Annotated in this window: 16 protein-coding genes; 7 read left to right on the top strand and 9 right to left on the bottom strand. The window is 67.1% G+C overall.

Annotated features, from left to right (window positions below):
- Nucleotides 1-93 precede the first annotated feature (93 nt).
- The 4 genes from AT699_RS11925 to aceE all read right to left on the bottom strand — a co-directional run bounded on the left by AT699_RS11925 (nt 94) and on the right by aceE (nt 7308).
- A complete protein-coding gene (locus AT699_RS11925) occupies nt 94-867 on the bottom strand; it encodes an SDR family oxidoreductase (protein WP_006387489.1) in 774 nt (257 codons plus the stop codon).
- A 267-nt stretch (nt 868-1134) separates the two neighbouring features.
- Nucleotides 1135-2907, bottom strand: coding sequence for a dihydrolipoyl dehydrogenase (gene lpdA / locus AT699_RS11920; RefSeq protein WP_006387488.1), 1773 nt, complete (start codon nt 2905-2907; stop codon nt 1135-1137).
- 12 nt (nt 2908-2919) lie between these two features.
- The gene (gene aceF / locus AT699_RS11915; RefSeq protein ID WP_024068619.1) at nt 2920-4587 is read right to left on the bottom strand and encodes a dihydrolipoyllysine-residue acetyltransferase; all 1668 of its coding nucleotides are present in this window, start codon (nt 4585-4587) and stop codon (nt 2920-2922) included.
- Nucleotides 4588-4599: 12 nt separating this feature from the next.
- Nucleotides 4600-7308 carry a pyruvate dehydrogenase (acetyl-transferring), homodimeric type gene (gene aceE / locus AT699_RS11910; protein ID WP_006387485.1) on the bottom strand — a complete coding sequence of 903 codons (2709 nt, stop codon included), beginning with the start codon at nt 7306-7308 and terminating at the stop codon, nt 4600-4602.
- A gap of 432 nt (nt 7309-7740) precedes the next feature.
- Between aceE and AT699_RS11905 the strand changes: the two genes are divergently transcribed.
- The 4 genes from AT699_RS11905 to AT699_RS11890 all read left to right on the top strand — a co-directional run bounded on the left by AT699_RS11905 (nt 7741) and on the right by AT699_RS11890 (nt 13249).
- Entirely contained in the window at nt 7741-9495 is a 1755-nt protein-coding gene (locus AT699_RS11905) for a PAS domain-containing sensor histidine kinase (RefSeq protein ID WP_020927319.1), read from the top strand.
- Nucleotides 9492-10118, top strand: coding sequence for a response regulator transcription factor (locus tag AT699_RS11900; protein WP_006219003.1), 627 nt, complete (start codon nt 9492-9494; stop codon nt 10116-10118). Before AT699_RS11905 ends, AT699_RS11900 begins: the two co-directional genes overlap by 4 nt.
- Nucleotides 10115-10966 (top strand): bifunctional methylenetetrahydrofolate dehydrogenase/methenyltetrahydrofolate cyclohydrolase FolD, encoded by an 852-nt coding sequence (gene folD / locus AT699_RS11895; protein ID WP_024068618.1) that lies wholly within the window; start codon nt 10115-10117, stop codon nt 10964-10966. Before AT699_RS11900 ends, folD begins: the two co-directional genes overlap by 4 nt.
- A 216-nt stretch (nt 10967-11182) precedes the next feature.
- Nucleotides 11183-13249: a M3 family metallopeptidase gene (locus tag AT699_RS11890; RefSeq protein WP_024068617.1), complete on the top strand. Its 2067-nt coding sequence runs from the start codon at nt 11183-11185 to the stop codon at nt 13247-13249.
- A 59-nt stretch (nt 13250-13308) separates the two neighbouring features.
- Here AT699_RS11890 and AT699_RS11885 read toward each other — a convergent pair whose 3' ends face one another.
- Nucleotides 13309-14040, bottom strand: coding sequence for a class I SAM-dependent methyltransferase (locus AT699_RS11885; protein WP_024068616.1), 732 nt, complete (start codon nt 14038-14040; stop codon nt 13309-13311).
- A gap of 222 nt (nt 14041-14262) precedes the next feature.
- Between AT699_RS11885 and AT699_RS11880 the strand changes: the two genes are divergently transcribed.
- Complete coding sequence (locus tag AT699_RS11880; protein WP_006387479.1) at nt 14263-14877, top strand: SCO family protein; 615 nt, start codon at nt 14263-14265, stop codon at nt 14875-14877.
- Between the two features lie 142 nt (nt 14878-15019).
- Nucleotides 15020-15271 carry a GlsB/YeaQ/YmgE family stress response membrane protein gene (locus AT699_RS11875; protein ID WP_006387478.1) on the top strand — a complete coding sequence of 84 codons (252 nt, stop codon included), beginning with the start codon at nt 15020-15022 and terminating at the stop codon, nt 15269-15271.
- A gap of 81 nt (nt 15272-15352) precedes the next feature.
- Here the strand turns inward: AT699_RS11875 and adeC are convergent, their stop codons facing one another.
- The 3 genes from adeC to AT699_RS11860 are packed head-to-tail and all read right to left on the bottom strand — an operon-like array spanning nt 15353 to nt 21230.
- Nucleotides 15353-16843 carry an AdeC/AdeK/OprM family multidrug efflux complex outer membrane factor gene (adeC, locus tag AT699_RS11870; RefSeq protein ID WP_024068615.1) on the bottom strand — a complete coding sequence of 497 codons (1491 nt, stop codon included), beginning with the start codon at nt 16841-16843 and terminating at the stop codon, nt 15353-15355.
- Nucleotides 16840-20022 carry an efflux RND transporter permease subunit gene (locus tag AT699_RS11865; protein WP_024068614.1) on the bottom strand — a complete coding sequence of 1061 codons (3183 nt, stop codon included), beginning with the start codon at nt 20020-20022 and terminating at the stop codon, nt 16840-16842. Before AT699_RS11865 ends, adeC begins: the two co-directional genes overlap by 4 nt.
- 14 nt (nt 20023-20036) lie before the next feature.
- On the bottom strand, nt 20037-21230 hold the full coding sequence (locus AT699_RS11860) for an efflux RND transporter periplasmic adaptor subunit (RefSeq protein WP_020927310.1): 1194 nt from the start codon (nt 21228-21230) through the stop codon (nt 20037-20039).
- 315 nt (nt 21231-21545) lie between these two features.
- On the opposite strand from AT699_RS11860, the gene AT699_RS11855 reads away from it, so the two are divergent.
- Nucleotides 21546-22451 carry a LysR family transcriptional regulator gene (locus AT699_RS11855; RefSeq protein WP_058207299.1) on the top strand — a complete coding sequence of 302 codons (906 nt, stop codon included), beginning with the start codon at nt 21546-21548 and terminating at the stop codon, nt 22449-22451.
- A gap of 86 nt (nt 22452-22537) precedes the next feature.
- Here the strand turns inward: AT699_RS11855 and AT699_RS11850 are convergent, their stop codons facing one another.
- Nucleotides 22538-23269 carry a pseudouridine synthase gene (locus tag AT699_RS11850; RefSeq protein ID WP_020927307.1) on the bottom strand — a complete coding sequence of 244 codons (732 nt, stop codon included), beginning with the start codon at nt 23267-23269 and terminating at the stop codon, nt 22538-22540.
- Nucleotides 23270-23288: the final 19 nt, after the last annotated feature.

Raw genomic sequence — 23288 nt, 5'->3', positions numbered from 1 at the left:
TCCGACGGCGGCTTCGCCCAGCACGCTTCGCCCAGCACGCGTCGCCAGGCACGCCCCAAACCGGCGCGCGGGCGGCGGCCCGGGGCTCGATGGTTACTTGGTGGTGTAGCCGCCGTTGATCAGGATGGTCTGGCCAGTGATCCACCAACCGTCGCTGACCAGGTGGCGGATGAACGGCACCACGTCCTCGATGTCGGTCAGGCCGGTCTTGGAGAACGGCGACAGCGCGGCGGCGGTCTTGTGGTACGCCACCGCGTCGGCGCCTTCGGCCGGATAGAAGAACGGCGTATCCATCGGGCCCGGCCCGACCGCCGTGACCGAAATGCCGCGCGCGCCGAACTCCTTGGAGGCCGCGCGGGTGTAGTGCTCGACCGGCGCCTTGGTGCCGGCATAGGCGGCGTAGAACGGCGTGAACGCGCCCAGCAGCGAGGTCACCAGGGTGCAGACCTTGCCGTTGTCGTTGACGTGGCGGCCAGCCTCTTTCAGGAAGAAGAAGGCCGTCTTGGCGTTGACCGCGCTCATCTCGTCGTACTCGGCCTCGCTGATCTCGGTCAGCGGCTTCTTCAAGACCTTGCCGACGGTATTGATGGCGATGTCGGGCCGGCCCACCGCCGCCACCGCGTCGGCGAACAGCTTCTCGACCGCGCCGGCGGTGGTCAGGTCGGCCTGCAGCGCCACCGCCTTGGCGCCGGCGGCCTGGATCGCGGCCACGGTGGCGTCGGCGTCTGCCTTGGACGCCGCGCTGTTGTAGTGGATGGCGACGGCCTTGGCGCCGTGCTGCGCCAGGTCGCGGGCGATCAAGCCGCCCAGGTTCTTGGCGCCCCCGGCGATCAGTACGACTTTGCCCTTGATGGAATGGTCTGCCATGGAAAATCTCCCGCATGTGTCGATGGAGATTCGATTCTAGGCAGCCGCGCGGGCCGGATCAGCCGGGTGCGACCGGATAGATTATCCAGAAAACCGTACCAATCATGGCCCGGCCGGCGGGTGGTTCGCGGCTCGCGCCTCGCCCTGCGCGCAGTGATCGCGGGCGTCACGGCAAGGGGACCCCAATGAAAACAGCCCGAAGGCCGTTGGGCGCTTCGGGCTGCGGTGCCGGCGTCCGGATCCGAAGATCCGGCAAGCCCCGGCGATCTACTTCTTCTTCATCGGCGGCAGGTCGGTGCACACGCCTTCGGCCACTTCGGCCGCCATGCCCACCGATTCGCCCAGGGTCGGGTGCGGGTGGATGGTCTTGGCGATGTCGATGACGTCCGCGCCCATTTCCACGGCCAGCGCCACTTCGCTGATCAGGTCGCCGGCATGGGTGCCGACGATGCCGCCGCCCAGGATGCGGTGCGTCTCGGCGTCGAACAGCAGCTTGGTGAAGCCTTCGTCGCGGCCGTTGGCGATGGCGCGGCCGGAGGCGGCCCACGGGAACACGCCCTTCTCGACCTTGATGCCCTGCTTCCTGGCTTCGTCTTCGGTCAGGCCGACCCAAGCCACTTCCGGATCGGTGTAGGCCACCGACGGAATCACGCGGGCGTCGAAGAACGACTTCTGGCCGGCGGCGGCTTCGGCCGCCACGTGGCCTTCATGCACCGCCTTGTGCGCCAGCATCGGCTGGCCGACGATGTCGCCGATGGCGAAGATGTGCGGCACGTTGGTGCGCATCTGGCGATCGACCTCGATGAAACCGCGGTCGGTCACGGCCACGCCCGCCTTGTCGGCGCCGATCTTCTTGCCGTTGGGGCTGCGGCCCACGGCCTGGAGCACCAGGTCGTAGCGCTGCGGTTCCTTCGGCGCGCCCTCGCCCTCGAAGGTGACGTAGATGCCGTCTTTCCTGGCTTCCGCGCCGACCGTCTTGGTCTTGAGCATGATGTTGTCGAAGCGGCCGGCGTTCTTCTTCTGCCAGACCTTGACCAGGTCGCGGTCGGCGCCCTGCATCAGGCCGTCCAGCATTTCCACCACGTCCAGGCGCGCGCCCAGCGTGGAATACACCGTGCCCATTTCCAGGCCGATGATGCCGCCGCCGATGATCAGCATCTTCTTGGGGATTTCACGCAGCAGCAAGGCGCCGGTGGAATCGACGATGCGCTCGTCCTGCGGCAGGAACGGCAGCTTCACCGACTGGCTGCCGGCGGCGATGATGGCCTGCTTGAAGCGGATGGTCTGCGACTTGCCGTCGGCGCCCTTGACCGCCAGGTGGTTGGCATCGGCGAATTCGCCCACGCCGGTCACCACGGTGACCTTGCGCGCCTTGGCCATGCCGGCCAGGCCGCCGGTCAGCTTGGCGACCACGCTGTCCTTGTAGCCGCGCAGCTTGTCCAGGTCGATCTTGGGCTCGCCGAAGCTGATGCCGTGGGCGGCCAGCTCGCGCGCCTCGTCGATGATGGCGGCGTTGTGCAGCAGCGCCTTGGACGGGATGCAGCCCACGTTCAGGCAGACGCCGCCCAGCGTGGCGTAGCGTTCGACCAGCACCACGGACAGGCCGAGGTCGGCGGCGCGGAAGGCGGCCGAATAGCCGCCGGGGCCCGCGCCCAGCACCAGCATGTCGTATTCGGCGTCGGCCGAGCCCTTGAAGGTCGCGGCGGCGGGGGCCGCTGCGGCCGGCTTGGCCTCGGCCTTGGGGGCTTCGGCCTTCGGCGCGTCAGCCTTGGGCGCTTGCTTGGCGGCCGGTGCGGCGTCGGACGCCTCGACTTCCAGGACCACCGAGCCTTCGGCGACCTTGTCGCCGACCTTGACGTTGATGGACTTGACCACGCCGCCCGTGGAGGCGGGAATTTCCATCGAGGCCTTGTCGGACTCGACCGTGATCAGGCTCTGCTCGGCCTTGATCGTATCGCCCACGGCGACCAGCACCTCGATGACCTCGACTTCCTTGAAGTCACCGATGTCCGGCACTTTGATTTGAACGGTATTGCTCATGGGGCTCCCCGTTTACAGCGCGATGCGGCGGAAGTCGGCCAGCAAGGCGCCGAGATAGGCGTTGAAGCGGGCAGCGGCGGCGCCGTCGATGACGCGGTGGTCATAGGACAGCGACAGCGGCACGATCAGGCGCGGCACGAACTGCTTGCCGTCCCAGACGGGCTTGTGCGACGAACGCGACACGCCCAGGATGGCCACTTCGGGCGCATTGATGATGGGCGTGAACGACGTGCCGCCGATACCGCCCAGCGACGAGATCGAGAAGCAGCCGCCCTGCATTTCGGCGGGCGAGATCTTGCCTTCGCGCGCCTTCTTGGACAGGTCGGTCATTTCCTGGGCGATCTGCAGGATGCCCTTCTTGTCGGCATCGCGGATCACCGGCACCACCAGCCCGTTGGGAGTATCGGCGGCAAAGCCGATGTGGTAGTACTGCTTGAGCACCAGGTTGTCGCCGTCCAGCGAGGCGTTGAACTCGGGGAACTTCTTCAGGGCCGCGACCACGGCCTTGATCAGGAAGGCCAGCATCGTGACCTTGATGCCCGACTTCTCGTTTTCCTTGTTCAGCGTGACGCGCAGCGCTTCCAGGTCGGTGATGTCCGCTTCGTCGTTGTTGGTGACGTGCGGGATCATGACCCAGTTGCGGTGCAGGTTCGCGCCGGAGATCTTCTTGATGCGCGACAGCGGCTTGGCTTCGATCGGGCCGAACTTGGTGAAGTCGACCTTGGGCCACGGCAGCAGGCCCAGCGCGGCGCCATCGGCCGAACCGCCGGCGGCGGCCGGGGCGGCGCCCGAGGCCAGCGCGGTCTTGACGAAACCGCGCACGTCGTCGGCGGTGATGCGGTCCTTGGGACCGGTGCCCTTGACCTTGCTCAGGTTCACGCCCAGTTCGCGGGCGAACTTGCGCACCGACGGCGAGGCGTGCGGCAGCTGGCCGGGCTTGAGGTTGGCGTCTTCCAGCGCGGCGGCCGGGGCCGGGCGCGAGCCGACGGCGGGCGTGGCCGGGGCCGCGGGCGCTTCCGCCTTGGCGGCCGGGGCTTCCGACCTGGCCGGCGCGGCTTCGGCGTTGGCGGCCGGCGCGGCCGCGGCGGCGGGCGCGCTGCCTTCAACCACGACCACGACCGAGCCCTTGGCGACCTTGTCGCCGACCTTGACCTTCACTTCCTTGACCACCCCGCCCTGCGAGGCCGGGATCTCCATCGAGGCCTTGTCGGACTCGACGGTGATCAGGCTCTGCTCGGCCTTGATGGTGTCGCCCACGGCGACCATGACTTCGATGACTTCCACTTCCTTGAAGTCGCCGATGTCCGGCACTTCGATCTCGACCGGACCGCTGCTGGCGGCCGGCGCGGCAGCCTCGGCCTTGGCGGCGGGCGCGGCGGCGGCAGCCTGCCTGGGCGCCTCGGCCTTGGGTTCTTCCTTGGCGGCCGGGGCGGCGGCGTCGGCCGCTTCCACCTCGAGCACCACGGCGCCTTCGGCGACCTTGTCGCCGACCTTGACCGCGATCGACTTCACCACCCCGCCCTGCGAGGCGGGGATTTCCATCGAGGCCTTGTCGGATTCGACGGTAATCAGGCTCTGCTCGGCCTTGATCGTGTCGCCCACCGCCACCAGCACTTCAATGACTTCCACTTCCTTGAAGTCGCCGATGTCGGGAACCTTGATTTGCACGACGTTGCTCATGTCTCTTTACCCTCAGGCGTATTGCGGGTTGGCTTTGTTCGGGTTGATGCCGTACTTCTTGATGGCTTCGGCCACCTTGGCAACCGGCACCTTGCCTTCGTCGGCCAGCGCGCGCAGCGCGGCGACCACGACGAAGTGGCGGTCCACTTCGAAGTGCTCGCGCAGCTTGGCGCGGAAATCCGAACGGCCGAAACCGTCGGTGCCCAGCACCTTGTATTCGCGGCCCTTGGGCACGAACGGACGGATCTGGTCCGCAAACAGCTTCATGTAGTCGGTCGACGCGATGATCGGGCCTTCCGTCTTGGCCAGCTGTTCCGTGACGTAGGCCACCTGCGGCTTCTTCTCGTCGGGGTGCAGCATGTTGTGGCGCTCGGCGTCCAGGCCGTTGCGGCGCAGTTCGGTGAAGCTGGTGACGCTCCACAGGTCCGAGGCCACGCCCCAGTCGGCTTCCAGCAGTTCCTGGGCCGCCATGACTTCGCGCAGGATCGTGCCCGAGCCCATCAGCTGCACGCGGTTCTTGCCCTTGCCGTGCGACTTGAGCTTGTACATGCCCTTGATGATGCCTTCCTCGTCGCCGGCGGTCAGGCCAGGCTGCGGGTAGTTTTCGTTCATCACCGTCAGGTAGTAGTAGACGTTTTCCTGGTCTTCCACCATGCGCTTGAGGCCATGCTGGATGATCACGGCCAGTTCGTGGCCGAAGGTCGGGTCGTACGAGACGCAGTTGGGGATGGTCGAAGCCAGGATGTGGCTGTGGCCGTCTTCGTGCTGCAGGCCTTCGCCGTTGAGCGTGGTGCGCCCGGCGGTGCCGCCCAAGAGGAAGCCGCGCGCCTGCATGTCGCCGGCCGCCCAGGCCAGGTCGCCGATGCGCTGGAACCCGAACATCGAGTAGTAGATGAAGAACGGGATCATGATGCGGTTGTTCGAGGAGTACGACGTGGCCGCCGCGATCCACGAGCTCATCGCGCCCGCTTCGTTGATGCCTTCCTGCAGGAGCTGGCCGTCGGCCGCTTCCTTGTAGTACATGACCTGGTCCTTGTCGACCGGGGTGTACTTCTGGCCTTCCGGCGCGTAGATGCCGATCTGGCGGAACAGGCCTTCCATGCCGAAGGTGCGCGATTCGTCGGCCAGGATCGGCACGACGCGCGGACCCAGCTGCTTGTCGCGCAGCACCTGGTTCAGGATGCGCACGAAGGCCTGGGTGGTGGAGATCTCACGGCCTTCGGCGGTGGGTTCCAACACGGCCTTGAAGGCGTCCAGCGCCGGCGCCTTGAGCTGTTCGTCGGCCTTGGCGCGGCGGCGCGGCAGGTAGCCGCCCAGCGCGGCGCGGCGCTCGTGCAGGTACTTCATTTCGGGCGAGTCGTCGGCCGGCTTGAAGTACGGCAGGTCGGCCAGCTTGTCGTCCGGGATGGGGATGCCGAAGCGGTCGCGGAATTCGCGGATCGAGTCCAGTTCCAGCTTCTTCTGCTGGTGGGTCGGGTTCTTGGCCTGGCCCACGTGGCCCATGCCGTAGCCCTTGATGGTCTTGGCCAGGATCACGGTCGGCTGGCCTTCATGCTTGGAGGCGGCGTCGAACGCGGCGTAGACCTTGTGCGGATCATGGCCGCCACGGTTCAGGCGCCAGATGTCTTCGTCGCTCATGCGCGACACGGCTTCCAGCAGCTTGGGGTGCTTGCCGAAGAAATGCTCGCGCACGAACTTGCCGTCGTTGGCCTTGTACGCCTGGTACTCGCCGTCGACGGTTTCTTCCATGATCTTGCGCAGGATGCCTTCCTTGTCGTGCGCCAGCAGCGGATCCCAGTAGCCGCCCCAGATCAGCTTGATCACGTTCCAGCCCGAACCGCGGAAGTCGCCTTCCAGTTCCTGGATGATCTTGCCGTTGCCGCGCACCGGGCCGTCCAGGCGCTGCAGGTTGCAGTTGATGACGAAGATCAGGTTGTCGAGCTTTTCACGGGCCGCCAGGGCGATGGCGCCGAGCGACTCGGGTTCGTCCATTTCGCCGTCGCCGCAGAACACCCAGACCTTGCGCTTGCTGGTGTCGGCGATGCCGCGGGCGTGCAGGTACTTGAGGAAACGGGCCTGGTAGATGGCCATCAGCGGGCCCAGGCCCATCGACACCGTGGGGAACTGCCAGAAGTCCGGCATCAGCTTCGGATGCGGGTACGAGGACAGGCCCTTGCCGTCCACTTCCTGGCGGAAGTGGTTCAGCTGGTCTTCGGTCAGGCGGCCTTCGAGGTAGGCGCGGCCGTACATGCCGGGCGAGGTGTGGCCCTGGAAGTAGACCAGGTCGCCGCCGTGGTTTTCGTCTTCGGCGTGCCAGAAGTGGTTCTGGCCGCAGCCGATCATGGTGGCCAGCGAGGCGAACGAGGCGATGTGGCCGCCCAGGTCGCCGCCGTCCGGCGGATTGTGCTTGTTGGCCTTGACCACCATGGCCATGGCGTTCCAGCGCACGTACGAGCGGATGCGCGATTCCAGTTCCAGGTTGCCCGGGTGCGCCGGCTCCAGGCCGGGCGGAATCGTGTTGACGTAAGCGGTATTCGGCGAGAACGGGATGTGGGCGCCGGAACGACGGGCTTCGTCGATCAGGCGTTCCAGCAGGTAGTGCGCGCGCTGCGGTCCTTCGCGATCAAGGACTGCCGCCAGGGCTTCGAGCCACTCCTGGGTTTCTAGGGTGTCTTCGTCGTTGGCAGCCTGCACGGCGCCAGCCTGGGCGAAAGAGGACATCGTGTGTCTCCTGTTGGGGTTCGTTCGTGACCGCACCCGCTTATTTATCTACTCGCGGACATGCCATGGTAGTCGGGATCATCCGGGCTACCATGCCATGCATGGGTCGGGGTGTTGTGCTAGAGACCAGCTACTCGGGAGCGGTTTCCCTATCAGCCGGCATTCTAAGAAAGAAGATTAACCGGTCGCAAGGAAAATTTCATGTTGCGGTACGGCATTTCATAATGCGAAAACATGAACAGAAGCTTAAAGCGATATTCCCCACTTTTTTAGCCGATCATCCGCCTGTCCGGCTTGATTCCCGGCAATTCCGTTCCGACACGCATTAAAATGCCCCCCACGCCGCGCCTTCGGCTTGCAGCCCCGCGGGGCCGTTTTCATCTTGAGGCGGCCCGGCGATGAAAAATGCCCGGCCTATCCGGCCCGAACTCCATGTCCAGCGCGCCCAAGTCCAATATACCCACGCCGTTCCACGACCACGCCCGCACGCGCCGACGCGGGGTGTACTGGGTCACGCCCGCGATGGTGCTGATCCTCTATATCTGTGTGATGGGGGTGTTCTTCTGGTTGCAGCGCATCCATGACGACAGCGTCATGTTCGTGACCATCGACCAGGAAATGCGGCAGCAGCGCCTGATCTGGGTGGTGCTGGCGCTGTCTTGCGTGATCGTCATCAGCCTGCTGATGCTGTGGCGCTATACACGCTTCCGTTCCGCCGCCGAGGCCGCCCTGATCGCCGAGACCGGTTTCCGCCGCGCCATGGAGAACTCCATGTCGACCGGCATGCGCGTGCTGGACATGGAAGGCCGCATCGCCTACGTCAATCCGGCCTTCTGCCGCATGATCGGCTGGAACGAGGCCGACCTGATCGGCCGCAGCCCGCCCTTCCCCTACTGGGTGCCGGGCCGCCATGAACAGCACCAGCACACCCTGGACGTGCTGATGTCCGGCAAGACGCCCAGCAGCGGCCTGGAAGTCGAGGCCCAGCGCCGCGACGGCTCGCGCTTCACGGCGCGCATGTACGTATCGCCGCTGCTCGACCCCAACGGCAACCAGATCGGCTGGATGACGTCGATGACCGACATCACCGAGCCCAAGCGCATCCGCGAGGCCCTGACCGCCGCGCACGAGCGCTTCATGACGGTGCTGGAAGGCCTGGACGACGCCATCTCGGTCACCGCCGACACCCACGACGGCCTGGAGCTGCTGTTCGCCAACCGCACCTACCGCCGCGTGTTCGGCGCCCAGACCGGCGGCCACGACGAGCTGCTGGCCGGCCGCCGCGGCCGCTTCACGGATGAATCCGTGGAAGTCTTCGCGCCCTCGGTGCAGCGCTGGTTCGAAGTGCACCACCGCATGCTGGCCTGGACCGACGGCCGCCGCGTGCGCATGCAGGTGGCGCGCGACATCACCGAGCGCCGCACCCACGAGGAAGCCTCGCGCGTGCAGCAGGAAAAGATCCAGCTCACCAGCCGCCTGACCACCATGGGCGAGATGGCCTCGTCGCTGGCGCACGAACTGAACCAGCCGCTGACCGCCATCGCCAACTACAGCATGGGCGCGGTGGCCCTGGTCAAGGCCGGCCACACCAGCCCCAACATGCTGCTGCCGGCGCTGGAAAAGGCCGCCTCGCAGGCCGAGCGCGCCGGCAAGATCATCAGCCGCATCCGCGAATTCGTGAAGCGCAGCGAGCCGCGCCGCCAGCGCGTGGCGATCGGCCGCATCGTCGACAACGCCATCGGTTTCGCCGAGATCGACGCCCGCAAGCGCCGCATCCGCATCGACAGCTTCGTGCCGTCGAATGCGCCGGACGTGCTGGCCGACCCGATCCTGATCGAACAGGTGCTGCTGAACCTGCTCAAGAACGGCCTGGAAGCCATGGAAAAGAGCGAGTCCGACGAGCTCAAGGTGGCCGTGATCCTGCACGAGCAGCACATCGAGGTGGCGGTGGTCGACCGTGGCCACGGCCTGGCCGAGCCGGAACGCCTGTTCGAACCCTTCTTCAGCACCAAGACCCAGGGCCTGGGCATGGGGCTGAATATCTGCCGTACCATTATCGAATCGCACCACGGCCGCCTGTGGGCGGACCCGAACCCCGCCGGCGGTACTATTTTCCGCTTTACCCTGCCCTGCGCTGCGTCCCAGACGCAGGCCCAGAATGACCAGTCAGAGGAGTTGCACGCATGAACACGCCCCACCTGTCGAGCACGGTATTTATTGTTGATGACGACGAAGCGGTCCGCGATTCGCTGCGCTGGCTGCTTGAAGCCAACGGCTACCGCGTCCGCGCCTACGCCAGCGGCGAGTCGTTCCTGGAAGACTACGACGCCAGCCAGATCGGCGTGCTGATCGCCGACGTGCGCATGCCCGGCATGAGCGGCCTGGAGCTGCAGGAACAGCTGATCGCCCGCAACGCCCCCCTGCCCATCGTCTTCATCACCGGCCACGGCGACGTGCCGATGGCCGTGTCGACCATGAAGAAGGGCGCCGTCGACTTCCTCGAGAAGCCGTTCAACGAATCCGATCTGCGCGAAATCGTGGCGCGCATGCTGGAGCAGGCCACGCAGCGCGTGAGCAAGCACCAGGCCCAGAAAGACCACGAAGCCATGCTGGCGCGCCTGACCGCGCGCGAGCAGCAGGTGCTGGAGCGCATCGTCGCCGGCCGCTTGAACAAGCAGATCGCCGACGACCTGGGCATCAGCATCAAGACCGTCGAGGCGCACCGCGCCAACATCATGGAAAAACTTGAAGTGACCACCGTTGCCGATCTCATGAAAGTGGCCCTGGCCAAACCCGAGGCGCACGCATGACCGCTAGGATCATCGACGGCGCCGCCCTGTCGCAGCGCATTCGCGAAGAAGTCGCCCAACGCGTCGCCGCCCTGGCCGCCAAGGGCACCCGCCCCGGCCTGGCCGTGGTGCTGGTGGGCGAAGACCCCGCCTCCCAGGTGTACGTGCGCAATAAAGTCGCGGCGTGCGAGAAGGCCGGCCTGCATTCCGTCAAGGAACAGTACCCCGCCGACATGACCGAGGCCGAACTGCTGGCCCGCATCGACAAGCTGAACCGCGATCCGTCCATCCACGGCATCCTGGTGCAGCTGCCGCTGCCCAAGCACATGGACGCGCACAAGGTCATCGAAGCCATCGCCGCCGAGAAGGACGTGGACGGCTTCCACGTCAGCAACGCCGGCCTGCTGATGACCGGCCAGCCGCTGTTCCGCCCCTGCACGCCCTATGGCGTCATGAAGATGCTGGAATCGGAAGGCGTGGCCCTGCGCGGCGCCGAGGCCGTGATCGTCGGCGCCAGCAACATCGTCGGCAAGCCCATGGCCATGCTGCTGCTGGCCGCCGGCGCCACCATCACCATCTGCAACTCCAAGACGCGCGACCTGGCGGCCCAGACCCGCCGCGCCGACGTGCTGGTGGTGGCCACCGGCAAGCCCGGCATGATCGACGGCTCGATGATCAAGCCCGGCGCGGTCGTCATCGACGTGGGCATCAACCGCGGCGCCGACGGCAAGCTGTGCGGCGACGTCGACTTCGCCTCCGCCAGCCAGGTGGCCGGCGCCATCACGCCCGTGCCGGGCGGTGTCGGCCCCATGACCATCGCCATGCTGCTGGTCAACACCGTCGAAGCGGCGGAACGGGCCGCGGCCTGAAGACCGGTCCCGCGCCCCGCCGTGGCACCCTTGTGGGTTTGCCCCGCGCCCTTCCGGGGGACGGGGCAAACCCACAGTCGTCTCTGGGCGCGGTGCGCGAGACCGGGCGCGCCCAGGGCCTGCCCTTGCTTTTCGGCCTGCCGCCCCAACCTGATCCTTATGCCTGCCGGCGCGCTCGCGTGCTGCCCGCCCTCCTCTCACGCTATTGGTAACACCATGACCCAGAATCCCTTGCTCGCCCCCGTCTCAGAACTGGTCGACTACCAGGCGGTCAAGCCCGCCCACGTGGTGCCCGCCATCGAGGAACTGCTGGGCATCGCCCGCCAGGCCGTGGACCGCGCCGCCGATCCGGCGCTGGCGCCCACCTGGGAAGCCGTGGTCGAGCCGCTGGATACCGCGTCCGAGCGGCTGTGGCGCGCCTGGTCGGTGGCCGGCCACCTGAACGCCGTCGTCAACACGCCCGAACTGCGCGAGGCCTACAACGCCGCGCTGCCGCTGGTGACCGAGTTCTCGACCTGGGTCGGCCTGCACGAAGGCCTGTACCAGCAGTACCAGCGCCTGGCCGCCGCGCCCGATTTCGCGTCGTGGTCGCCGGTGCGCCGCCGCATCGTCGAGATGGCCCTGCGCGACTTCCGCCTGAGCGGCGTCGAGCTGCGCGGCGCCGACCGCGAGCGCTACGCCGCCATTTCCGACCGCGAGGCGCAGGCCTCGCAGAAATTCTCCGAGAACGTGCTGGACGCCATCGACGCCTGGTCGCTGCTGATCGAGGACGAGGCCCGCCTGGCCGGCATTCCCGCCGACGTGCGGGCCGCCGCCCGCGCCGCCGCCGAGGAAGACGGCAAGCCGGGCTGGAAGCTGACGCTGAAGATGCCCTGCTACCTGCCCGTCATGCAGTACGCGCAGGACCGCTCGCTGCGCGAGGCGCTGTACCGCGGCTACGGCACGGTGGCGTCGGAACAGGGCGACGCCCGGTTCGACAACTCGCCCCTGATCGAGGAACTGCTGTCGCTGCGCGCCGAGGAATCCACCCTGCTGGGCCTGGGCACCTTCGCCGCGCTGCGCCTGCAGACGCGCATGGCGCGCGACGCCAAGGAGGTCACCACCTTCCTGCGCGACCTGGCCGCGCGCGCCAAACCGTATGCCCAGCGCGACCTGGCCGAGCTGAAGGCCTACGCCGCCGCCGAACTCGGCCTGGCCGAGCTGCAACCCTGGGACGTGGCCTATGCCTCCGAGCGCCTGCGCGAATCGCGCTACGCCTATTCCGAAGACGAGGTGAAGCAATACTTCACCGAACCGCGCGTGCTGTCCGGCCTGTTCGAGGTCATCGAGACGCTGTTCGACGTGCGCCTGGCGGAAACGCCGGTGTCGTCGTGGCATGCCGACGTGCGCGGCGTGCGCGTCGAAAGCCCCAAGGGCGACCTGATCGGCTACCTCTACCTGGACCTGTACGCCCGCGCCGGCAAGCAGAGCGGCGCCTGGGTCGACAGCGAGCGCACCCGCCGCGTGGTCGCCGGCCGCGTGCAGACGCCGATCGCCTACCTGACCTGCAATTTCTCGCGCCCCAACGGCGACCGCGCCGCCGTGCTGACGCACGATGACGTCATCACCCTGTTCCACGAAACCGGCCACGCCCTGCACGCGCTGCTGTCGGAAGTGGACGAGCCCGGCGCCGCCGCCTTCGCCAGCGTCGAATGGGACGCCATCGAACTGCCCTCGCAATTCATGGAGAACTTCTGCTGGGAATGGGCGGTGGTGCAGAAGCTGTCGGCCCACGTCGACAGCGGCGAACCGCTGCCGCGCGCGCTCTACGACCGCCTGGTCGCGGCCCGCAACTACCAGAGCGGCATGCAGACCGTGCGCCAGATCGAGTTCGCGCTGTTCGACATGCTGATGCACGACCGCGCCAAGGGCGCCAGCATCAGCGAAGTGCTGGCCCTGCTGCAGGAAGTGCGCGCCGAGGTCGCGGTGCTGTTCCCGCCCGCCTGGCACCGCCTGCCGCATGCCTTCTCGCACCTGTTCGCGGGCGGCTACGGCGCCGGCTACTACAGCTACAAGTGGGCCGAGGTGCTGTCGGCCGACGCCTACGAAGCATTTGAAGAAGCCGCGGCCAGGCAGGCCGGCAACGCCCTGGGCACGCTCGATCCGGCCACCGGCGCGCGTTTCCGCCGCGAAGTGCTGGCCGTCGGCGGCTCGCGTCCCGCCGCCGAGTCGTTCGCCGCCTTCCGTGGCCGCGCCCCGCGCATCGACGCGCTGCTGCGCCACAGTGGCATGAGCGCGGGCTGACCGATTCGCGCATGATCCATGGCCCGCTTGCGAGCGGGCCATTTTTTTGGCTGGCCGCGCTAGCGCTCCCCCGGCCGGCGCGCCGATACCACCAGCCAGTTCCCATGCGCCGACGGTTCCGAACCGGCCTGGCGCCAGAAGTGGCGGCTGTCCTCGTCCTGCGCGTGTTTCAGGCGCGCCTGGCAATAGCGCCGCGCGGGCCAGGCCAGCAGATGATCGAGCCAGCGCCCTTGCCTGGTCTCGATCACGGAATGCAGGGTGATGTCGTGGAATCCATGATGCGCCAGCAATTGATGCAGCTGGGCAAAACCCAGGGGGAACAGCGCGCCTTCCGTGCGCGCCGCGGCGCTCCAGGGATCGACATGCACACCGCGCAGCAGCGCCCGCAGGCGGACCCGCACGCGGCCCGCGTTGGGCGTGGTCAGCACCAGCGTGCCGCCCGGGCGCAGCGCGTCATGAAAGCCGCGCACCAGCAGGCCGGGGTTGGACGCCAGGTGGATCGCTTCGCTGCAGACCACGGCGTCGTAGGGCGCGGCCGCGGGCAGCGGCGTTTCGAGGTCATGCACGGTCAGGCGCCGGTAGCCATTGGCCGAGGCCGGCAACCCGGCCGGACCGATGCCATCGAGTTCGACATCGCGTCCGGTCGCCGGGCGCACCATGTCGCCCAGCCAGCCGCGATTGCAAGGCGCGTCCAGCACACGCCCCGCCAGGCGGCTGCGCAGGATGTCGAGCACCACGGGGTAATACGGGAAATAGGGATAGCCCAGCGCGTGGCTGGCCGCGGTGTTCATAGGGTGGCACCTCGCCGGTAACTGACAATATCCTGACTGTAGCTGTCAACAACCGTTCGCATGGCCCGATTTGCCACTTCTCCAACAATATTTCGACAAAGCTTCACAAGTGCGCCGCGCGCCCCTTGCGCCGGGACAAACACCACCGTTGGCGGTGCGCGGCCAGCGCGCCGCCAACGGGTAGAATCGACGGGTTTATCCCTCCAACCGGCGATGGAACCCATGCGACACCTGCTTACCGGACGCGCCTGGCGCGGTCTCTTCCTGGCCCTGTGCATGCTGCTTGCCGCCTGCGGCGACCGCAATGTCGATTGGACGCTCTACAACGTCAAGGGCCACCTGCCCGACCTGAAGTTCTCGCTACCGGGCGCCGGCGGCAAGACCGTCAGCAGCGATGACCTCAAGGGCAAGACCGTGCTGCTGTTCTTCGGCTACGCCAGTTGTCCCGACATCTGCCCCACCACCATGGCGCAGTTGACGGCGGTGCTGCAGAACCTGGGCGACAAGGCGCGCGACGTGCGCATCGTGTTCGTCAGCGTCGATCCGCATCGCGACACCCCGGACATCCTGCAGGCCTACGTCAATGCGTTCAACAACCAGGCCATCGGCGTCACCGGCAATGAAAAGCAGGTGGCCGACCTGGCGCGCCGCTACCGCGTGGCCTACCAGATCGAAAAGCCCCGGCCCGGCGACGACGCCGACCAGTACGAGGTGACGCACAGCCGCGGCGTGTACATTTTCGACAATCAGGGCCGCGCCCGCCTGCTGGCTTCGGACACCGACAGCATCGAGGCGATGACCAAGGACCTGCGCCTGCTCATCGACCTGACCTCGTAGGGCGCCATGCAACATTGCTGCACCGACGACGCGGCGCAGCATGTTGCGTGCTTGCCCCACACACCAGTTGTTACAGCCCCGGCGGCACGCGCGTGAGTAATATCAGGGCACATCGCCCTTTACCCTCGCAAGGAGTACGCGCATGAGCATCATCATCATGATCATCGTCGGCTTCATCGTCGGGCTGATAGCCCGCGCGATCATGCCCGGAGACCAGAACATGGGGATCATCATGACCACCATACTGGGCATCGTGGGCGCGGTCGTGGCCGGCTTCCTCGGCCAGAACCTGGGCTGGTATGCCCCGGGCGAACCGGCCGGCTGGATCGGCTCGGTGGTCGGCGCGATCATCGTGCTGTTCGTGGTCGGCCTCATCGCCAAGAAGCGCGGCTGACGCGCCTGGCGCGCGCCATGCAAAGCGGGCCGATCGAAAGATCGGCCCGCTTTTTTTACCACTGTCGGCGCGCCGCGAGGCTCAGCCCGGCTGCCCGCCAGGCGCGGCCGCCGCGTCCGGCGCGGGCTGCGCCGCCGTGACGGTGCGCTCGGTCCAGCCACCGCCCAGCACCTTGTACAAGGTGACCAGGTTGGACAGACGCGACAGGCGCGTATCGACCAGCGCCTGCTGCGCGGTGTAGAGCGAACGCTGCGAATCCAGCACCGTCAGGTAGTCGTCGATGCCCTGGCGGAAACGCTGCTCGGACAGGTCATAGGCGCGCTGGTTGGCGGCCACCAGTAGTTGCTGGGCCTGGATCTGCTCGTCCAGCGTGCCGCGGCCCGCGAGCGCGTCGGCGACTTCGCGGAAACCGGTCTGGATCGTCTTCTCGTACTGCGCGACCTGGATGTTCTTCTGCACCTTGGCCAGGTCCAAGCCCGCCAGCAGCGAGCCGCCGGCGAAGATCGGCACCGTGATCTGGGGCACGAAGCTCCAGGCGCCCGAGCCCGCGTCGAACAGCCCGCCCAGGCTGGCGCTGGCGGTGCCGGCGTTGCCCGTCAGGCTGATGGTCGGGAAGAACGCGGCGCGGGCCGCGCCGATGTTGGCGTTGGCGCCCTTGAGCTGGTGCTCGGCCGCGCGGATATCCGGGCGGCGCGCCAGCAGTTCGGACGGCAGGCCGGCCGGCAGCGCGGTCGGCAGCATGCCGTCGTCGAGCTTGACGGCGTTGTCCAGCGCCGCCGAGATTTCCGGCGACAGCGGCTGGCCCACCAGCAGCACCAGCGCGTTGCGGTCCTGCGCGGCCTGGCGCGTGTACTGCGACAGGTTGCGCTGGGCGGTGCGCAGGGACACTTCGGCCTGGCTCAGGTCGAGCGCCGTGGACAAGCCCTGGTCGTAGCTCTGCTTGGTGAGCTTGTAGGAGTCGTCCTGGCTCTTGAGCGTGTCGCGCGTCAGGCTCAGCAGCTCCTGGTCGGCGCGCAGCGTCAGGTAGGCGTTGGCCACTTCGGCGATCAGCGTCAGCTGGGTCGCGGTGCGGGTCTCGTCCAGCGCCAGGTACGATTCCAGCGCCTTGTCGCTCAGGCTGCGGATGCGGCCGAACAGGTCCAGTTCCCACGAGGACAGCGCGGCGCCGACCTGGTAGTTGTGGCTGGTGCTGGCCTGGCCGCTGGGCGACAGGTCGGCCGGCGTGCGCTGGGCGGTTTCCTTGCCGGCAATGCCGACGCTGGGCAGCAGGTCGGCGCGCTGGATGCGGTACTGCGCCCGCGCCGCCTCGACGTTCAGGGCCGCCACGCGCAGGTCGCGGTTGTTGGCCAGCGACTGCTCGATCAGTTGCTGGAGCAGCGGATCGGCGAAGAAATCACGCCAGCCGATGTCGGCCGTGGCCACGGCGCCGACGGCGTCGGCCTTGTAGGCCGGGCCGCTCGGATAGGCCGACGAGACCGGCGCGTCGGGCCGTTCGTAGGTCGGGGCCAGCGAGCAGCCCGCCAGGGCCGCCGCCAGGGAAAGGGAAACCAGGGTTCTCATCTGCAGCTTCATTGCGGTTTTCCTTCGACGGACACGTCCTGCGCATCGTTGGCGCTGGGGTCGTGCGGATCGCGCCGCGCGCTCATGCGTTCCACCTTGAACAGGCGCAGCATGATCACGAAGAACGCGGGGACGAAGAAGATGGCCAGGAAGGTCGCGGTCAGCATGCCGCCGATCACGCCCGTGCCGATGGCGTTCTGGCTGCCCGAACCGGCGCCCGAGGAGATCGCGAGCGGCACCACGCCCAGGATGAACGCCAGCGACGTCATCAGGATCGGGCGCAGGCGCTGGCGGGCGGCGTGGATCGCCGACTCCGTCAGGCTCGCCCCAGCCTCGTAGTGCTCCTTGGCGAACTCCACGATCAGGATGGCGTTCTTGGCCGCCAGGCCGATGGTCGTGAGCAGGCCCACCTGGAAGTACACGTCGTTGGACAGGCCGCGCAGCATGGTCGCGCCCAGCGCCCCGATGATGCCCAGCGGCACCACCAGCATGACCGCGGACGGGATCGTCCAGCTTTCATACAGCGCCGCCAGGCACAGGAACACCACGATCAGCGAAATCGCGTACAGCGCCGGCGCCTGGGCGCCCGACAGGCGTTCTTCGAACGACATGCCGGTCCATTCGAAGCCCACGCCCACCGGCAGCTTGCTGGCGATGCGTTCCATTTCCTCCATCGCCGCGCCCGAGCTGTAGCCCGGCGCCGCCTGGCCCTGGATGTTGTACGACGGCACGCCGTTGTAGCGGTTCAGCTTCTGCGGGCCGAAGCTCCAGGTGGCCTTGGCGAACGCCGAGAACGGCACCATGTCGCCATCCTTGTTGCGCACGTACCATTTGTCCAGGTCTTCGGGCAGCATGCGGGCCGAGGCCTCGCCCTGCGCGAACACCTTCTTGACGCGGCCGCGGTCGATGAAGTCGTTGACGTACGACGAGCCCCAGGCGGTGGACAGCGTGCTGTTGATGTCCGACACGGCCACGCCCAGCGCCCGCGCTTTCTCGCGGTCGATGTCGAGCTGGTACTGCGGCGCGTCCTCGATGCCGTTGGGGCGCACGCCCTGCAGGATCTTGCTTTGCGCCGCCTCGCCCAGCAGCTGGTTGCGCGCGGCCAGCAGTTTTTCATGGCCCACGCCGGCGCGGTCCATCAGCTGGAAGTCGAAACCATCGACGTTGCCCAGTTCCATCACCGAGGGCGGCGGCACCACGAACAGCATGGCGTCGCGCTCGGTCTTCCTGAAGTGGGCATTGGCGCGCGCCGCCACGGCGGCCGCCTTGAGCTTGGCGTCGCCGCGGTCTTCCCAGTCGCGCAGCTTGATGAACAGGATCGAGGCGTTCTGGCCGCGGCCGCCGAAGTTGAAGCCATTGACCGCGAACACCGAGGTGACCGCGTCCTTCTCTTCGGTCAGCAGGTAGTTGGTGGCCTCGTCGATGACGGCCTTGGTGCGCTCGGCGGTGGCGCCGGCGGGCGTCTGGATCTGGGCGAACAGGATGCCCTGGTCCTCGGCCGGCAGGAACGCGGTGGGGATGCGGGTGAACATCCAGCCCATGGCGATGACGATGGCCAGGTACACCACCATCAGGCGCTTGGTGCGGCCCAGGCCGCGCGCCACGGTATTGGCGTAGCCATGGCTGCTGCGGTCGAAGGCGCGGTTGAACCAGCCGAAGAAGCCGCGCTTGGTGCCGTGGTGGCCCTTGGGAATCGGCTTGAGCAGCGTGGCGCACAGCGCCGGCGTGAAGACGATGGCGACGATCACCGACAGCACCATCGAGGACACGATGGTGATGGAGAACTGGCGATAGATCACGCCGGTCGAGCCGCCGAAGAACGCCATCGGGATGAACACGGCGGCCAGCACCATGGCGATGCCGATCAGCGCGCCGGTGATCTGGGTCATGGACTTGCGGGTGGCCTGCTTGGGCGTCAGGCCCTCTTCGGCCATCACCCGCTCGACGTTTTCCACCACCACGATGGCGTCGTCCACCAGCAGGCCGATGGCCAGCACCATGCCGAACATGGTCAGGGTGTTGATGGAATAGCCGAATGCGGCCAGCACGCCGAAGGTGCCCAGCAGCACCACCGGCACCGCCAGCGTCGGGATCAACGTGGCGCGGAAGTTCTGCAGGAACAGGTACATCACCAGGAACACCAGGATGATGGCTTCCACCAGCGTCTTGAACACTTCCTCGATCGACAGGCTGACGAACGGCGTGGTGTCGTACGGATAGACCACGTCCATGCCCGGCGGGAAGTACGGCTTCAGGTTATTGATGGTGTCGCGCACCGCCTGCGCCGTGTCGAGCGCGTTGGCGCCCGGGGCCAGCTTGATCGCCAGGCCCGAGGCGGGCTTGCCGTTGTAGTAGCTGTCGATGGCGTAGGTCTGGCCGCCCAGTTCGATGCGGGCGACGTTGGCCAGGCGCACCTGGGAGCCGTCGGCATTGACCTTGAGCAGGATGCGGCCGAAGTCTTCCGGCTTTTCCAGGCGCGAGGGGCCGATGATGGTGGCGTTCAACTGCTGGCCGCGCACCGCGGGCAGGCCGCCCAACTGGCCGGACGAGACCTGGACGTTCTGTTCCTTGATGGCGTTGACCACGTCGACCGTGGTCAGGCCGTAGTTCACCAGCTTGGCCGGATCCAGCCAGATGCGCATGGCGTACTGCGAACCGAACAGCTGGAAGTCGCCCACGCCCTGCGTGCGGCTGATGGGATCCTGGACGTACGAGGCGACGTAGTCGGCCAGGTCGTCCTTGGTCATCGTGCCGTCGGTGGACACGAAGCCCGCCACGATCAGGAAGTTCTTGGTGGCCTTGGTGACGCGGATGCCCTGCTGCTGCACTTCCTGCGGCAAGAGCGGCTGCGCCAGCGACAGCTTGTTCTGCACCTGCACCTGGGCGGTGTCGGGGTTGGTGCCTTGGCGGAACGTCAGCGTGATGGACATGCTGCCGTCGGAGTTGCTTTCCGAGGAAATGTACTCCAGGCCGTCAAGGCCGTTCATCTGCTGCTCGATCACCTGCACCACGGTGTCCTGCACCGTCTGCGCCGAGGCGCCCGGATAGGTCACCGCGATGCCGATGGCCGGCGGCGCGATGTTCGGATACTGCGAAACCGGCAGCTTCAGGATGGACAGCGCGCCGGCCATCATCAGCACGATCGCGATCACCCACGCGAAAACCGGTCTATCGATAAAAAACTTTGCCATGCAAGGCTCCCTGACTACTGCTTGGCCGCCGCGGCGCCCGCTTGCGGTTGCTGCGCCGGCTTGGCGCTGGCTTCAGTGGCAACCACCTCGACACCCGGACGCACCATCTGCACGCCTTCCACGATGACCTTCTCACCGGCCTTCAGGCCGTCGGTGACCAGCCACTGGTCGCCGATGGCGCGGTCGGTCTTGATTTCACGCAGTTCGACTTTGTTCTCGGCATTGACCACCAGCGCCGTGGGCAGGCCGCGCTGGTTGCGCGTCACGCCGCGTTGCGGCACCAGCAGGCCGTCGGCGGCAACGCCGTCGACCAGGCGGGCGCGCACGAACATGCCCGGCAACAGGCGGCGATCCGGGTTGGGGAACACCGCGCGCAGCGTGACCGAGCCGGTGCCCGGGTCGACCGTGACTTCGGAGAACTGCAGCTTGCCCTGCTGGGTGTATTGCGAGCCGTCTTCCAGCGTCAGCGTGACCAGCGCGGCCTGCTCGCCCTCGGCCTTCTTGAGCTGGCCGCTGGAGAGCGCGTTCTGCAGGCGCAGCAGCTGCACGCTGGACTGCGTCACGTCGACGTAGATCGGGTCGATCTGCTGCACGGCGGCCAGGGCCGTGGCCTGGTTGGCCGTGACCAGCGCGCCTTCGGTGACCGAGGAACGGCCGATGATGCCGCTGATCGGCGACAGCACCTTGGTGTAGACCAGGTTGATGCGCGCGGTGTCGAGCGCGGCCTTGGCCGACAGCACGTCGGCGACGGCCTGGTCGCGCGCGGCCACGGCGTTGTCATAGGTCTGTTGGCTGACGGCGCGGGTGGCCACCAGCGGCTTGTAGCGCTCGGCCAGCAGCGCGGCGGTCTTCTGCTGCGCCTGGGCACGCGCCAGGGCGGCCTTCTGGCTGTCGAAGCTGGCCTGGTAGAGCGCGGGGTCGATCTGGTAGAGCTGTTCGCCCGCCTTGACCTCGCCGCCCTCGGTGAACAGACGCTTCTGCACGATGCCGTTGACCTGCGGCCGCACTTCGGCGACGCGGAACGGCGAGGTGCGGCCCGGCAATTCAGTGGTCAGGGAAACCGGCTTGGTGGTGAGCGTGACGACCGTCACCTGCGGCTTGCCCGCCTGGGGTGCTTCCTGCTTCTTGCCGCAAGCGGCCAACGTCAGGGCCGATGCCGTCAGCGTGACCACCGCCGCGCCGCGCCACATAGCGCTTTTCTTGTTCATAGATTGCATTCCCGATTTCCAACTAAAAAGGTAGCCCTCACACCCGCCCACCGGGGCCTGCGCCCGCCGGGATTCCGGCGACAACGACGGCGCAAGCCGAACCATGCATCGGTTCGGCTCGTGAGGATTGACTGGGGTGGTTTCGCCTCAGACATTCAGGCAGGGCTTCGACGCTTTGCTGCATTGCAGAATCGGCATTTTGCGTTATCCCGCCCGAGAAACAAAGAGGCATATTACGAAAACATCATTCCAGATATGGGACAATAATTCGCCCCGCCATATGACAGAATTCCTTCCATGAAACGCTTACAAGGCATGGAGCTCTTCGTGGAGGTCGCCAAGACGCACAGTTTTAGCCGTGCAGCGGCCGCCCTGGGAGTGCCCAAATCAACACTGTCTCGCCAGGTGGCCGAACTGGAACGGTCGGTCGGCCTGCGCCTGCTCAGCCGCACCACCCGCAAGGTCGAGCTGAACGACGCCGGCCGGCTGTACTTCGAACGCTGCCAGCGCATCGTGGCCGAGGCCCAGATCGCCCACGAGGAGCTGCAGAAGCTGGTCGACACGCCGTCGGGGCCGCTGCGGGTGAACATGCCGGCGGATTTCGGCACGGACTTCCTGGCTGAATCGTTCATGGAGTTCTCGCGCCGCTATCCCGACGTCACCTTTTTCCTGGACCTGGCCAATCCCGACCACGCGCAGCGCGTGTTCCAGACCAGCGATATTTCCATCGAGATCGGCGAACTGCCCGACTCGACGCAGATCGCAAGGCTGCTGGGCATGCTGCCGGCCCATTTGTACGCCTCGCGCGAATACCTGGAGAAGCACGGGGAGCCGAAGCACCCCAGTGACCTGACCCGCCACGAGTGCATCGAGTTCCGCGCCGAAGGCGCCGGCCGCGTGACCCGCTGGCCGCTCAACAGCGGCGACCAGCACATCCAGTTCACACCCGGCAACCGCTTTTCCGTCAATGGCGTGGCGATGGCCCGGCGCCTGGCGATGCTGGGCGCGGGGATCACCGTGCTGGTCGGAGGCCAGACGGCCGAGCAGAAATCGGGCCAGCTGCGACGGGTGCTGCCGGACTGGCAACTGGGCCCGTTCCCGGTCTATGCCGTCACGGAATCCCGGTTGTTGCCCGCCAAGACCCGGATCTTCATCGAATTCCTGATGGAGCGCCTGGGCGGCGACGGGCAGGCGAAGGATACCGCGCCCTTCATGAAATGAAGGGCGCTCGGAAACAGACTGAAAAATCTGTACGCGGCCTGCAAGGGCCGAACCCGCAAGCGTGCGGCGGCGTTGCGCCGCGCCCGTCAGAAGCGTTCGTCGTCGCGCAGGTAGCGCCACTGGCCCAGCGGCAGGTCGCCCAGGGCCACGCGGCCGATGCGCACGCGCTTCAGGCCCACCACCTTCAGGCCCACCAGTTCGCACATGCGGCGGATCTGGCGTTTCTTTCCTTCGCGCAGCACGAAGCGCAATTGGTCGTGGTTCTGCCAGCGCACCTGGGCCGGCTTGAGCGCCTTGCCATCGAGCGACAGGCCGTGGTTGAGCAGCGCCAGGCCATTCTCGGACAGGTCGCCCTGCACCCGCACCAGGTATTCCTTGTCGATGCTGGAGTCCTCGCCGATCAGCAGCTTGGCCACGCGGCCGTCCTGCGTCAGCACCAGCAGGCCCTGCGAATCGATGTCCAGCCGCCCGGCCACGGCCAGACCGTCCAGGTGGCCGCGCTCGAAGCGCTGCGGGCTGCGGTCGCCGGCAAAGCGCGAACGCGCGTCGATCAGCGCGACCGCGGGGGTATAGCCTTTTTCCGCCTGGCCCGAGACGTAGCCGACCGGCTTGTTGATGAGGATGGTGACGCGGGAAGTCTGGCGCGCCTGCGCGGCGCGTTCCAGCGTGATGACCTGGTTGGGGAAGGCGCGCGCGCCCAGTTCGGACACCACTTCGCCGTCGACCCGCACCCAGCCGCGTTCGATATAGCTGTCGGCCTCGCGGCGCGAACAGAGTCCACGCTCGGACATGAGCTTGGAGATTCGTACTTTTTCCATGGGCGGTATTGTATGCGCA

It is taken from the genome of Achromobacter xylosoxidans, from assembly GCF_001457475.1.
GTDB classification, from domain to species: Bacteria; Pseudomonadota; Gammaproteobacteria; order Burkholderiales; family Burkholderiaceae_B; genus Achromobacter; species Achromobacter xylosoxidans.
This window is presented reverse-complemented; position numbering and strand designations above follow the sequence as displayed.

What these genes read in the sequence shown, in the direction of transcription:
- AT699_RS11880 (WP_006387479.1), top strand. Translation starts at nt 14,263, where the DNA reads ATGCGACACCTGCTTACCGGACGCGCCTGGCGCGGTCTCTTCCTGGCC.
- AT699_RS11855 (WP_058207299.1), top strand. Translation starts at nt 21,546, where the DNA reads ATGGAGCTCTTCGTGGAGGTCGCCAAGACGCACAGTTTTAGCCGTGCA.
- lpdA (WP_006387488.1), bottom strand. Translation starts at nt 2,907, where the DNA reads ATGAGCAATACCGTTCAAATCAAAGTGCCGGACATCGGTGACTTCAAG.
- AT699_RS11885 (WP_024068616.1), bottom strand. Translation starts at nt 14,040, where the DNA reads ATGAACACCGCGGCCAGCCACGCGCTGGGCTATCCCTATTTCCCGTAT.
- AT699_RS11850 (WP_020927307.1), bottom strand. Translation starts at nt 23,269, where the DNA reads ATGGAAAAAGTACGAATCTCCAAGCTCATGTCCGAGCGTGGACTCTGT.
- adeC (WP_024068615.1), bottom strand. Translation starts at nt 16,843, where the DNA reads ATGAAGCTGCAGATGAGAACCCTGGTTTCCCTTTCCCTGGCGGCGGCC.
- aceF (WP_024068619.1), bottom strand. Translation starts at nt 4,587, where the DNA reads ATGAGCAACGTCGTGCAAATCAAGGTTCCCGACATCGGCGACTTCAAG.
- AT699_RS11860 (WP_020927310.1), bottom strand. Translation starts at nt 21,230, where the DNA reads ATGAACAAGAAAAGCGCTATGTGGCGCGGCGCGGCGGTGGTCACGCTG.
- AT699_RS11865 (WP_024068614.1), bottom strand. Translation starts at nt 20,022, where the DNA reads ATGGCAAAGTTTTTTATCGATAGACCGGTTTTCGCGTGGGTGATCGCG.
- AT699_RS11905 (WP_020927319.1), top strand. Translation starts at nt 7,741, where the DNA reads ATGTCCAGCGCGCCCAAGTCCAATATACCCACGCCGTTCCACGACCAC.
- folD (WP_024068618.1), top strand. Translation starts at nt 10,115, where the DNA reads ATGACCGCTAGGATCATCGACGGCGCCGCCCTGTCGCAGCGCATTCGC.
- aceE (WP_006387485.1), bottom strand. Translation starts at nt 7,308, where the DNA reads ATGTCCTCTTTCGCCCAGGCTGGCGCCGTGCAGGCTGCCAACGACGAA.
- AT699_RS11925 (WP_006387489.1), bottom strand. Translation starts at nt 867, where the DNA reads ATGGCAGACCATTCCATCAAGGGCAAAGTCGTACTGATCGCCGGGGGC.
- AT699_RS11900 (WP_006219003.1), top strand. Translation starts at nt 9,492, where the DNA reads ATGAACACGCCCCACCTGTCGAGCACGGTATTTATTGTTGATGACGAC.
- AT699_RS11890 (WP_024068617.1), top strand. Translation starts at nt 11,183, where the DNA reads ATGACCCAGAATCCCTTGCTCGCCCCCGTCTCAGAACTGGTCGACTAC.
- AT699_RS11875 (WP_006387478.1), top strand. Translation starts at nt 15,020, where the DNA reads ATGAGCATCATCATCATGATCATCGTCGGCTTCATCGTCGGGCTGATA.